The sequence below is a fragment of the Prosthecobacter fusiformis genome (assembly GCF_004364345.1).
Classification (GTDB): domain Bacteria; phylum Verrucomicrobiota; class Verrucomicrobiia; order Verrucomicrobiales; family Verrucomicrobiaceae; genus Prosthecobacter; species Prosthecobacter fusiformis.
The window spans coordinates 24,142-36,927 of the sequence record NZ_SOCA01000003.1 but is presented as its reverse complement, the minus strand read 5'-3'; the positions used below and the strand labels follow the sequence as shown (position 1 = coordinate 36,927).

Genomic DNA, 12,786 nt, shown 5'->3' with positions numbered 1-12,786 from the left:
ACAAAAAGTTTGGCCTAACCGCTTCGATGACCGAAGCGGCTTTCCTCCAAGCTGGTGACCCATCACTTCCAGGTACTCAGCGGATTCTGCGGCGAATCCAGAGGGAAGGTGATGCGGGCACCATCACGGGTGTGGGATGCCAGGACTGCGGTGATCATTTCCACAGTGATACGGCCATCAGCAGCGCTGCACAGAGGCTGGCGATTTTCTTCAATCGCGGCGATGAGATCGCGGGCACCGGTGACGTGGCTCATGACGTCGAGGCGAATATCGGTCATGGGTTCAGGCACACCAGCCCCGGCGCTGGAGATGGGGATCCATGGGCGTGGTTCTTTGACAGGATGGAACGGGCTGCCAGGAACAAGGTGAGCAATGGGGGTGGCGTCCATGCGCAGGTCAATGAGGCCTTTGGTGCCGATAAGCTGGAGCCCGAAACCCACGGTGCGGTCTCCGGCGTTTTGAATGGAATCAAAGTAGATGGGCACGCCGCTTTCGGTATCGAAACGTGCATGCACGGCATTGCCGGCGAGCGGACCGACGTCGTCCTTGCCGGGGGTGACATCCGCAGGTGTGACCGCACGGCCGTCCTGTAGGATGACGCTGGAGCATGCGACAGGTTTGCCCGCAAAATAGACGCAAAGATTGAGCACATGGGAGCCCAGTACCCACATGTCTGTGATGCCGCCGCGAGTGTCCTCCTTGCCACGGCCACGCACCTCCAGCAGGCGGCCGATGGCACCTTCCTTGACTAGTTTTTCCGCTGCGACCACCCCGGGATTGTAGCGATTCCGATGGGCCAGAGCCAGCTTCACCTTGTTCTTTTCACAGGCGGCCATGACGTCGTCACAATCAGCCAGTGTGTGGCAAAAAGGCTTCTCCATGTAGATGCCCTTGGCACCGGATGCCGCTGCTGCCAGCGCCATCTCCCGGCGGTCGCCCATGTGGCTGGGGCAGATGGCCACTAGATCAGGTTTCACCTCGGTCAGCATGACTTTGTATTCTGCAAAACCTGTGGTTAGGCTGAGTTCCTTTTGCGCTGCCGCCAGGCCTTTGGGATTGGCATCGGCCACGCCCACGATCTCGACTTCTGGCATCTTCAGCCACATGCTGTCCAGGCTGTGTCCGTAGTCTCCACGGCCGGTATTACCAATGACGGCCACCCGCCATTTGCGTGCCGGATCAGCAGCGCGTGTGAGAGGGGCAACGCTGGCAGCAGCGGCGGCGGAAAGGATAAAATGGCGACGGTTCATGGCAGGTCAGGGAGCGGTTGGGATCTTGTTGAGCGTGTAATGGGCGATGGTCGGAGTGAGCGGGGATCCTCCGTTGGAAAGCAGGCCGGTGACGGTTAGTTCGTGGATGTAACCTTCGCGGAGACCTTGGATTTCAAGCTCGGCGCTGAGGCCATCTTTGGCGATGCTGGCCACCTTGACGGAGAGGTCTTTGACATTGATGTCAGGGCCTCCATACGAGGCATGATATTCATACGTGTAGCTGCGCATCTGCCAGGTGGCGGCGGCTACGGCAGCAGGGGTGACCGGTTGGGTAAAAGTGCAGTGAAAGCCCCCGGCCCTGGCCTCCATGGTGCGCATGGCGAAAGGAGCGCGTTTATTCCAGATGACACGGTCCAGGCCATAGGTCCTGCTGCCTGCAGAGTTCCATCCACGGCTGGTTTCACCGACGAAAAGGGAACCGTCCTCGCCAAATTCCAGCCTCAACACGCCGCCTTCAAAACCTTCGAGAAAAGGAAAACACGCACCCTGGTATTCACCGCCGACCTTTTCCATAAAGACGCGGTTGATGCATGAAAGCGTGAGTTCACCCACAAAGAACTGACCTGTAAAAGGACCAAATTTTCCTCCAGTGTCATCGAGTACGATGTCGGTCGTACTCATGCCCATCTTGCGATACGGCATCCACACGGCGGCAGGTTTATACACAGGCATGCGTTGCGCGGCTTCTGGCACCGGCACGTTTTCCACAAACGGCTCAGGTTTCGCAAAGGGTGCCCCCGGAAGCTCGCAGGAGGCAAAGGAAGGGATGTGCCCATGGAAGGCCCCCTGGCGGATATGATGGATGCCGCAGGCGGAATTCCAGTGGCCTTGCTGATCTGAATAAAAGACGTCCCCCACTTCATTGATACCGATGCCGCAGGGGGAGCGCATACCGCCAGAGACCGGCTGCCACTGCCCGTCCGGGCTGATGCGAAGGCTGTATCCACGCCACTCTTTGTTAGGCAGCGCCATCGGGCCCATGGTGCAGTTCAACGTGACCCACATGTTACCAGCAGGATCAAATTTCGGTCCGTAGGCATACTCATGGTAGGCACCCGTCACGCCCCAGCCTTTGGCGATGCAGCGGTATTCATCAGCGATGCCGTCGCCATTGGAATCCGCCATGCGTGTCACCTCGCTACGCTGGGCGGTATAGAGTGCGCCGTCATGAAAGGCCAGGCCCAGCGGCTCATGCAAGGCACTGGCAAAACGTTTCCATTTCACCCTCTTGCCATCTTTGGCATACGGGTTTTCAGCGATCCACACTTCCCCGCGACGAGTCGAGACAGCCAGCTTTCCACCCGGGATCTTGGCCAGGCCGCCAGCCTCCAGGATGAGGTCTTCCGGATGCTGGATATTGACGATCTGATAACTCTCCGCGCCATGGGCGGTGAAAGCCAGAAGCACCGCCAGGAGGGATAATGCGTGGCGCTTGGTTACCATGTGATCTCCTCCACGAGTTCGGCCACGCCTTTGTTAAACTTCATGCGAAACGAAAGCCCGGCATCATTGGAAAGCTTCACCTGTACTCCGGTGGGCGGCTTGGCTGTGAACTGCACACCCTCGGTGGTTTGGCCGCTGATTTTCAATGTCCTTCGCAATCCCTGGTTAGGCAGAGGTTCTACCCTGTCCTCCACGGCCAGTGAACCCAGCGTATAATCAAAAACAGGCACTCCATCTTCGCCAATGCGGTAACCGCGATATTGCGGCAGGAGGTCTTTCTTCCCGCGAACTGAAAGCGTGCCCGCTTCTCCCAGCCGTATTAGAGCCTCGCCGAGCGGCTTTTCCATCTTTGAATAACGCTGGTTCCAGGTGCTGTCCGCATCCAGGAACCGGCCACGCCAAGCCAGGGCCCAACGGGAAGTGAGCGAATCAAAAGCCACATTCACTCCGCCTGGAAAACCGACAGCAATGGCATGCGTGCCAGCACCCGCCAGGAAGGTGCGGAAGATGATGGGACGATCAGTCGGCTTCAGCTCATTCGCCGTGCGGTCGGCAATGCCTTCCGGCGGCAGGCTCTCATCCGACTCCATCAGGTAAGTGAGGATGCTGCTGATCTGGCTGTCCGCTGTGCCGCCGCCAATGTTCGGATTCATCGGTTTCCCGGCAGGCCAAAACGGCGGCATGCGCGAGCCTGTGGGGTAAAGAGCCGGATTCAGCAGGAAATCGCGAATCCACTCAGGCCGCAGCCGCCGGGGCATGTGCGCCAGATCATAAGCGCCGATGCCCAGAGAAGCATGGCCCTGCAACTCATGACAGGCGATGCAGGCATATCCTTTGATGCCGATCAATTCACGCCCCCAGTCATTGCGCCCTGCCACCTGGGCAGAGCCATGAGCCACCACCGGCGCGTTTTTTGAACCGGCATCCGCCTTCTCCAAAAGCTTGCTCAGTTCACGGGCAAATTCGGTGCCAAAGTCCGGCATCCTGACGCCCATGTATTTGCGCACCGGATCCCGGCCATGAATGATCGCCTCCAGCGCTGGCCTTTGGAATTTGCGACCCACTCCATCCAGCGGCGGCGGCAGACGCCCCAGGTCCCCCAGGTCATCCTTGGTGGAGGTAAAATGAACCGCCACGTCCGCCTTCGGTCCGCCTAGCCCGTCCCGCACATGGCAGGCGAAACAATTCCGCTGGAGCATCACCTGACGCACCTCGGCTGGCAGCGCCTGCTCTTCAGCCTCCGGTTTTGCAACCGCCCGTGCCGTCAATGCACTGCGGATGGCCTCCCGCTGGTCCTCGCTCAAGCGATAATGCGCCACGCCTTTCGTCGGCTCCGGAGCCAGACAGCCTGCCTTCATTCGTGACTCGCCCGGAGGCAAAGGCACCAGCGCGATTTGAGCTTTGCTACTGTCATGACAGCTCACACAGCCCAAAGATTGATACGCTTCAGCTCCCCGACCCGCTTTGGCTGGATCCACCGTGAAGGCTGCTATGACCGCTTGCGGTTCAGCCGGGCCAGAAAGAAAAGCCGCCAGATTCGCCGCATCCTTTGCAGGCAGACGAAGATCCGGCATGCGACCGGAGGGCCGCACCTGGAGAGGCTTCTCCAAAAAGCGCGCGAGTTGACCTGCGGCGTATTTTTCACCCAGTCCCTCCAGCGGCAGATCCGTATGACAGGCCACACAGCCCACGCTGTTGAAAAGCTCCTTCCCTTGCTTGGCCACGCCGACAAAGCTTTCCCGCGCCGTCACAGGCTCACACTGCTGCATCAGGTAATGCGTCAGATTTTCGACCAGCTCCGCACGCTCAACTTCCGGACGGCCAGCCATCAGGTTTGGCATCGTGGTCCCAGGCCGGGTGGCGGCGGGATCATGAAGAAAAGCACGCACCCATTCAGCACGCAGGCGCTCACCGGCCGAGCTCAGATCAGGCCCCGCCTTCCATCCTAGCGGCTTAGCAGGCTCGCGCGGCCCGTCACCATGACAGGCCAGACAGGACAGCTCAGAAAGCAACAGCTCTCCCGCCTCCTTATTCATGCCATCACCCTGTGCATGCAGGCGTTCATAACCGATCACTTTCGGCGCAGCACTTTCCGCCACGGCATCAGTGGAGGGCATTCCCAGCAGAAAAAGGCTGAGGATTAAAGGTAGTCGGGCGGGGCTCATGGGGACTGCCCCGCAAACGGGCAACCAAGCCAGTGGAGATCAGCCGAGCATTTACGCATGGCTACCCCGTCTTCTTGCGTGGTCATGAGCCTGGACCAGTGTCGATTGCGGAAAAGTTCGCACGCAAAAAGCATCCCCGGCTGCTCTGGCCATTTGTCATTTGCCTCAGATTCGACATGCTGTACCTCCGGCACTTCCGTTTTCCCTTTCCCATCATGCTCTCTGTCTCTGAACAACTCGATCTCCTCAAGCGCGGCACTGTGACCATTCACAGTGAAAAAGAACTCGCCGCCAAGCTGGCCAAGGGCAAGCCCCTGCGCATCAAACTGGGCGTGGACCCCACCTCCCCGGACATCCATTTGGGCCATGCCGTGGCGTTGCGCAAACTGCGCCAGTTCCAGGATCTCGGCCATCAGATCGTCCTCATCATTGGCGACTTCACCGCCATGATCGGTGACCCCAGCGGCCGCTCCACCACGCGCCCGCCGCTGACTTACGACGAAGTGCTGGCCAACGCCAAGACCTACACCGACCAGGCCTTCCTCGTCCTCGACAAGGAAAAGACGGAAGTCGTCTTCAACGGCAGTTGGTTTAAAGAGATGCCCTTCATGGAGGTGATCAAGCTCAATGCCCGCGTGACCCTGCAGCAGATGCTTCAGCGCGAAGATTTCAAAAACCGCGTGGCAAATGGCACCGAGGTGCGCCTGCACGAGCTGCAGTACCCCATCATGCAGGGCTGGGACAGCGTCGTGGTGCGGTCCGATGTGGAGATCGGCGGCAGCGACCAGTTGTTTAACATCTTGGTAGGCCGCGACCTGCAAAAAGAAGAAGGCATGGAGCCACAGGTGTGCATGACCCTTCCCCTCCTGGAAGGTCTGGACGGCGTCAAAAAGATGTCCAAGTCCCTCGGCAATTACGTCGGCCTAACCGATGCTCCGAAGGAAATGTTTGGCAAGCTGATGAGCATCCCGGATGAGCTGATGGCGAAGTACTACCTACTTGTCCTCGGTGAAGAACTGGATGCGACGATGCACCCCATGGAGGCCAAAAAAGCCCTCGCTGGCAAATGCGTGGCCGTTTACCACAGCGAAGCCGCTGCCCAAGAATGCCGCGATGACTGGGACCTCCGCTTCAGCAAAAAAGATCTCGCCAACGTCGAGCTGCCCCACCTCACCCTCAGCGACCGCAAAGACGTGCTCGGTGTGGTGCAACACGCCTACCAGTCCGTCTTCAACCAACCCGTCTCCGGCGGTGAAGTCCGCCGCCTCATCCAAGGCGGCAGCATCCAGCTCAACGGCGAAAAACTCAGTGACCCCAAAGCCGAACCCGCTTGGGAAAGCGGTGCCGTGCTGAAGCTGGATAAGAAGCGTAGCGTGCGGCTGGCGTGAGCAGGCCCCTGCTTTGAGCCAATGCTCCTCCCATGTCAGACATTGACACCACCCTTCACCTCATCACCCGCACGCTGGAAACCAGTGCGGAGGGCGAGGCGCAGTTGATGGTGGAGCTGCTGCTGTTTCCGGAGCTGGCGACGCTGGCCAATAAGGAGCGCCCGTCGAAGGCGGCATTGATGGATCTGGCGGAGGACCTGCTGAAAAATGAACCGCTGGATGAAATCACGCGCCGCTCAGTTTCGGGCACACCTGAAATCATGCGGGCGGAATTGAAGGTGGAGCCCGCGAAGAGGACGGAAGCCTGGCGCGAGCCAGTGACCATGACTCTGGAAGCAGTCGTCTGGGAGCAAGGAGCACACGTTCTGGCCACTGTGCCTGCACTGGGCATCGCCGTCATCGCCCCGGACCGCGAGCGGCTGCCGAAGATGCTGAATGAGCATGCGCTCAGCGCCCTGAAGCGGGGCGAATGGAACACCTCCCTGCTGCGCCTAGCCATGCTGGCCCGGGGTGAAGTGAGCGTGCAGCCGGTGACCTGGAGCCCACGGCTGGAAACCGCCGTGGACCGCTGGAAAAAATTCCTCAACGAAGATCAGGGACCGGACATCCTCGCCCAGCTTTGCACCCGCATGGAGGGTGCCTTTCTGCCTCGTGCCTATGAGTTGGAAACGGAACTCAAGCAACTGTCCCGCCTGCTCACTCTGCCGGATCAGCCGAGCGTGCTGCTGCTGGGTGCAGCAGGTGTGGGTAAGACCGCGTTAACCCAGGAAATGGCCCGACGGCGCAGTGACTTTGGCCTGGGCCAGCAGCCATTTTATCGCAGCAGCGGCACCCGGTTGATCGCTGGTGCCAGCGGGTTTGGCATGTGGCAGCAGCGCTGCCGGGAGCTGGTGGAAACGGCACGAAAACAAAAGCTGGTCCTTTATCTGGGCAACCTCTTCGAACTCATGAACGTGGGCCAGAGCAGCACCGGGAGCGAAAGCATCGCCAGCTTTTTGCGCCCGTATCTGGTGCGGCGGGAGCTCCAGGTCATCGTCGAATGTACGCATGAGCAAATGGTCGTGATCGAGAAACAGGACCCGCGTCTTGCCGATGCCTTCCGCATCTTGAAACTGGAGGAACCGCAGGCGGAAAAGCTGGCGGCATTGATGCTCACCGCCTCCACCAAACTAGCCGGTGACCGCGCACGCTTTTCCCGGCCCGCGCTAGAGCGGGTGAGATCTCTGCACCGGCGCTATCTGGGCTATTCAGCCTTTCCAGGTGCACCGCTGCGTTTCATGACCCGCCTGCATGAAAACATCCCGGCAGAGCGCCTCGTCGAAGAGCCAGATGTCTATGCCGCCTTCTCACGCGAGACTGGCATGCCGGAGCACTTGCTGAATCCAGAGACACCGCTGGATCTCGACATCACCCGCACCTGGTTTCAAAACCGGGTCGAAGGCCAGGGCGAAGCCGTGGATGTGGTGGTGTCCGTCATCGCCCAGATCAAGGCAGGGCTCGCCCGTCCAGGCAGGCCGCTGGCATCGCTGCTGTTCATCGGCCCCACAGGCACGGGCAAAACTGAGATGGCCAAGGCCCTGGCGGAATTCCTTTTCCAAAGCGCAGAGCGCATGATCCGCCTGGACATGAGCGAGTACGGTCAGCCCTGGAGCGCGCAGAGGCTGGTGAGCGGCAGCCATGATGGACGTGAAGGGCTGCTGACTGCTGCCGTGCGTGAGCAACCCTTCAGCGTGTTGCTGCTGGACGAGTTTGAAAAGGCAGACCCGGCGGTCTTTGATTTATTGCTTCAATTGTTAGGCGAGGCCCGGCTCACCGACGGCGCAGGCCGCACGGCGGATTTCAGCAACTGCGTGGTCATCATGACCTCCAACCTCGGAGCGCAGGATTTTTCCAAAGGTCGCATGGGTTTCAGCAGTGGCGGTGCCGCGCACCAGGATGCGACGGATCATTTCACCACAGCGGTGCAGAAAGCCCTGCGACCGGAGATGTTCAACCGCATTGACCGCATCGTCCCTTATCAGCCGCTCAGCAGCGAAGTTGTGGTCTCCCTGACCCGTCGTGAGATCGCCACGGCTGCTTTGCGACCCGGCTTTGTCAAAGCAGGACTGCGGCTGGAAGTGAGCGAGGCCGTGGTTCAAAATCTGGCGCGGGAAGGATATGATCCGCGTTATGGAGCCCGGCCTTTGAAGCGCCGCGTGGCTGAGCATTTGCTGGCACCTATCTCCGCACTGATTGCTGAAGGCGTGGCAGAAAAAAGCCTGTTGAAGGCGGATCTGGACAGCCTGGGCCATGTGCTCCTGCAAGTGGTCAAGCCTGGCACCAACACAGAGGAGAAACAGGCCCTGCAAAATCTGCGTGACCGGCTGCGCAGCACAGCCCACCTGCGACAGGCCTACGAAAGCCTGCGCAGCAGCACGATGGTGAACGGTCTGCAAGGCCGACTCAGGATGGCACAGCAGCGCCAGCGCAACAGCCAGGGCAAAGCCAAAAACGCGGTGGCCTGGACGGCACATGATCCTGAGACGGAAACGCTGAAGCAATGCCTGGCCCGCATCGACAAGGATGCGCAGAAGCAGCTCACGCATGAGGAGGGCCTCATCCTGGCCCTGCATCACAGCGACTTGGCTGTGCTGAACCGACGTGACCCGCTTTCCAAAAACGATCTGGAGGAAGCCGTGCTGGAGGCCTATGCACTATGGCAGCCACCACCGAAGCGGTTGCTGTTTCTCATCCACGGCCAGCCGGGCAAAAGCATGATGGCCTTTGCGGCGATGTATCGCGACCTAGCACTGGACCTGGGCGGCAAGGTGGAGGCAGGTGTGTTTCACAAACAGACCCCGGCCAAACTGCTGAGCCAGGATGGCCAATATGCCTTTGCCTATGTGCCGGAAAAAGAGGCCGATCAACTCCAGCTCTGGCAGGAAGAGCCGGGAAAAGTCGCCGCCATGGCCCTGTGGATCAGTGGTGAAAAAGCCACGCTGCTACTGAAAAACGAAGGCGGCTTGCACCTCATGAAAGCCAGCCGGGACAAGGAGGATGAACCTGAAAAGCCGGCACGTCCCAGCGAACGAAAAGCCATCCAGGCGGAGAAAGACTGGACCTGCCGCATCGAAGTCAGTGTGCCCGAAGACAATGCGCAGGACCTCACCGAACTGATGCTGGCCACGACAGAAATCATTGGTCAGCCAAATCTGGAAAAAGGCGTGATCCGCCGCCAGTATGACCCCGTGCGCATGCTGGTGCGTGACGGTCCCGGCGGAATCCGGACATCCGGCAGCTTCCAAAAAAGCTGGCTTCTGCGCGGCCTCCGTGAAGCCGTATTGAAGGAGGCTCTGGCATGAACCTGCGCCTTTCCATCCCGGTTTATGCCGACCACCACCGTGAGGAGGGCGAGAAGGCGCGCTTCCGCGTCCGGCCCTTGTTCATGCCGTCCTGGACTCGTGATGAAACGGATGTCCGGGAGGACCGCGCACTCCAACGCCTGGCCAGTGCCATCACCAAAAACTTGGCCGAAGAGAAAACATCGCCAGACCATCGGGAGCTCCTGCCCTGGACTTTTTCACCACCCGCCACCGGCCAGAATATCCGCCTGCGCATTGAACTGCGCCGTCAGTCCTTTGAGGGCAATTTCTATGTGGCTGTTTTTGAAGGCGCCGGATGCCGCCAGGCGGTACTGCCAAGGGGTGGCGGACTCAGCTTTGAATGCACTCCCGGCACGCACCTGGAAGATGAGCTGAAGCGTGTGCTCACGGAGCATCTGAGAAAGCTCGAAAAAGAAAACGAAGCGGACTTTGATCCTAAAGAATGGCTCTCTGGCAGCCAGCCGCACCTGACGCACGTCAGCGTGGTTCTTCCCGGCAGGCAGGCGCTGCCCGCAGCCCCGTCCCGCAAGCTGTCGCTGGGCGATGACACCCCCATGGATGGTGGGAAAGAACTGCGCAAAGTAGGCCGCTGCCTGGACGCACTGTACCCCAATGATCTCCACCACGCCCTGCTGCGTGAGAATGAGGTGGGCGAGCTGCTGTCCTGGTTCACCCAGCGCAAAGCCACCACTCCGATGGTGCTGCTGGTAGGCCGCTCCAAGGCTGGCAAAACCGCCCTCATCCATGAATGCGTACGCCGCCGGATGGAAAAGGCGGAGAGCACTAAACGCGGCCTCTTCTGGCATGTCTCACCCCAGCGGGTGATCAGCGGCATGTCTTACATCGGCCAATGGGAGCAGCGCTGGACAGCCATGCTGGCAGAAATGCGGCAGGAGCGCCATATCCTGGTGCTGGATGATCTGCCAGGCCTCTTTGAAGCCGGTAAAACCGCGGGCAGTGATCTGTCACTCGGCCAGGTGCTGAAGGCACGCCAAGAGCATGAACCGGTGGCCATCCTGGCGGAGTCCACCCCAGAAGCCTGGGGCCGACTGCGTGAAACGGACCGTGCCTTTGCCAGCATGTTTCAGGTCATCCATGTCCGTGAAATGGATGATGACAGCACCCTGCGCATCCTTATCCGCAGCCTGCAGATGCTGGAGACTCGGTCCCGCCTGAAACTGGCCCCGGAGATCCTGCCGTTGATCATGCGCCTGCAGACTCGCTTTGGTCGTGCCCGGGCTTTTCCTGGAAAGGGCGTGGAGATGCTAACCGCGCTGGCGGGCTCCTTTGCCGATCAGTTCCCGGATGAAGGAACCCTGAAACTGGAGACCGTCGGCGCAGGGCAGGTGCTGGACTGGTTTGCCTCACGTCATGGCATCCGCCTAACCATGATTGATAACAGCCAGTCGATGACGCCCAGCGGCTTGCAGGAATTTTTCTCCAGCCGCATCATGGGCCAGACGGCGGCTGTGAGCGCCATGACGGAAACAGTGCTCATGGCCCGTGCGGAGGTGAATGATGCGCGGCGGCCGCTCGGGTCGCTGCTCTTCCTCGGCCCGACCGGCGTTGGAAAAACGGAATGTGCCAAGGCCCTGGCGGAATTTGTCTTTGGCAGTGAGGAAAAGATGCTGCGCTTTGACCTCAATGAATACAGCGGCGGGGATGCGGCCCTGCGCCTCATCGGCAGTCCGGGGCACAGTGGTCTGCTGACCTCGCGGGTGCGACGCCAGCCCTTTAGCCTGCTGCTGTTTGATGAAGTGGAGAAAGCCCACCCGGATGTCTTCGACCTCCTGCTCCAGGTATTGGGGGAAGGACGCCTCACCGATGCCCAGGGCCAGACGGTGGACTTCTGCAACTGCCTCATCATCCTCACCTCCAACATCGGAGCCCAGAAGACGCGGCACCGACTCGGCTTTGATGACCGGGCGGCGGAAGAAAAGGAAGTTTATCGGGAAGCGGCGGAGAAATTCTTCAGGCCGGAATTCTTCAACCGCCTGGACCGCATCGTCCCCTTCCATGAACTGCGCAGGCAGGACATCCAGCATCTGGCGGGTACGCTTTCCTCCCGTGCACTCGCCCGGCAGGGCCTGCGCGATCGGCGTGTGGAGGTGCTGCTGGATGCAGACAGCACCGGTTTCCTGGCACAGCGCGGATACGATCCTGAATATGGTGCCCGTGCATTGCGGCGTGCCATCGAGACACATCTGGTGGAGCCGCTGGCCGCTCACCTGATGACCTGGAAAACCTCCCGTGCCGTGCGGGTGCAAACGACGCTGCAAAACGGTGCCCTTCACTTCACCTGCGAAGTCCACCGTCAGGTGGCTCAGACCCTGCGGCTGCCGGTCCGGCTCTCCCATGATGAGCTCTTGGACAGGGTGGATGAAGCGCATCAGGGCCTGGACCAAGTGAACGCACGCCTGGATGACTGGAAGCTCAATGACAGTGAAGACGGCATCTCCGCCCTGCGTGCCTGGTATTACCGCCTGCGGGATGAAAGCAACGCCCTGAGGCAGCAACTGCACCAGACCGAAGCATCCTTGGAGGCCATGGAAAAAGCGCGCAAAAAAGCCTCCGCCTCCCGAGGCACCAAACCCTTCATCGAAACGCTGGACGATTACCTTTGCGTGATGCCTGAGGCAGGCATTGAAAACTTGCTGCATGATTTGTTAGGCTCGGACATGTCCGCCAGACAGGTGGCAGCCAGACTGGATCTGGCTCAGCCCATGGCCAGATCCACCGCCATGGCTCTGCGTCTGCTGTGGCGGGTAAACCGCCTGCTGATGCTGACTGCGGATGAAGGTCCGTCACCGCAAGCATGGACGCTGGTTTCATCTGCCAAGCTTTCCCTTCCCGGCTGGCGCAAGGATGCTTTTGTGGATGCCCTGAACCCAGATGGCACGCATCTCATCCTGGAAGGCCACGGTCTGCAAAAGCTTGCTGCCGCATTCACCGGAGTGCATGCCAGCTTCGAGGAAAGCCTGGTGCTCACCAGTTACTCCTGCCAGGAACTGCCTTCAGGCACAGGGGAAATCAGCCACATCCGACAGGGTCGTCGCCTGCTGGATCTACGCACCGGCCTGTGCATGGAAACCGATGACAGCCTGCCCCTCGAAATGGCATTGGCGCTGGCCTGTACTGAACCGCTTTCTTTCTGATC

General features: G+C 60.0%; 6 protein-coding genes. 3 read left to right on the top strand and 3 right to left on the bottom strand.

Annotation, left to right across the window (positions count from 1 at the left end; all coding sequences use genetic code 11):
* Positions 1-62: 62 nt before the first annotated feature.
* Genes EI77_RS09565 through EI77_RS09555 form a run of 3 tightly spaced genes read right to left on the bottom strand, consistent with a single transcriptional unit; the run spans position 63 to position 4,831 of the window.
* Positions 63-1,250, bottom strand: a complete 1,188-nt coding sequence (locus EI77_RS09565) for a Gfo/Idh/MocA family protein (protein WP_133795048.1) — start codon at positions 1,248-1,250, stop codon at positions 63-65.
* 6 nt (positions 1,251-1,256) lie between these two features.
* Positions 1,257-2,714, bottom strand: coding sequence for a DUF7133 domain-containing protein (locus EI77_RS09560; protein ID WP_133795047.1), 1,458 nt, complete (start codon positions 2,712-2,714; stop codon positions 1,257-1,259).
* On the bottom strand, positions 2,708-4,831 hold the full coding sequence (locus EI77_RS09555; protein ID WP_133795046.1) for a cytochrome c family protein: 2,124 nt from the start codon (positions 4,829-4,831) through the stop codon (positions 2,708-2,710). The genes EI77_RS09560 and EI77_RS09555 overlap by 7 nt, the downstream gene beginning before the upstream one ends.
* A 263-nt stretch (positions 4,832-5,094) precedes the next feature.
* On the opposite strand from EI77_RS09555, the gene tyrS reads away from it, so the two are divergent.
* From tyrS to EI77_RS09540, 3 genes are read left to right on the top strand one after another with little or no spacing between them, the layout of a single operon-like run.
* The gene (tyrS, locus tag EI77_RS09550; protein WP_133795045.1) at positions 5,095-6,267 is read left to right on the top strand and encodes a tyrosine--tRNA ligase; all 1,173 of its coding nucleotides are present in this window, start codon (positions 5,095-5,097) and stop codon (positions 6,265-6,267) included.
* 32 nt (positions 6,268-6,299) lie between these two features.
* Positions 6,300-9,608, top strand: a complete 3,309-nt coding sequence (locus tag EI77_RS09545; protein ID WP_133795044.1) for an AAA family ATPase — start codon at positions 6,300-6,302, stop codon at positions 9,606-9,608.
* Positions 9,605-12,784 (top strand): AAA family ATPase, encoded by a 3,180-nt coding sequence (locus EI77_RS09540; protein ID WP_133795043.1) that lies wholly within the window; start codon positions 9,605-9,607, stop codon positions 12,782-12,784. The genes EI77_RS09545 and EI77_RS09540 overlap by 4 nt, the downstream gene beginning before the upstream one ends.
* Positions 12,785-12,786 lie beyond the last annotated feature (2 nt).

Coding starts and splice junctions, on each gene's coding strand:
- tyrS (WP_133795045.1), top strand. CDS start 5,095: ATGCTCTCTGTCTCTGAACAACTCGATCTCCTCAAGCGCGGCACTGTG.
- EI77_RS09555 (WP_133795046.1), bottom strand. CDS start 4,831: ATGCCCTCCACTGATGCCGTGGCGGAAAGTGCTGCGCCGAAAGTGATC.
- EI77_RS09540 (WP_133795043.1), top strand. CDS start 9,605: ATGAACCTGCGCCTTTCCATCCCGGTTTATGCCGACCACCACCGTGAG.
- EI77_RS09545 (WP_133795044.1), top strand. CDS start 6,300: ATGTCAGACATTGACACCACCCTTCACCTCATCACCCGCACGCTGGAA.
- EI77_RS09565 (WP_133795048.1), bottom strand. CDS start 1,250: ATGAACCGTCGCCATTTTATCCTTTCCGCCGCCGCTGCTGCCAGCGTT.
- EI77_RS09560 (WP_133795047.1), bottom strand. CDS start 2,714: ATGGTAACCAAGCGCCACGCATTATCCCTCCTGGCGGTGCTTCTGGCT.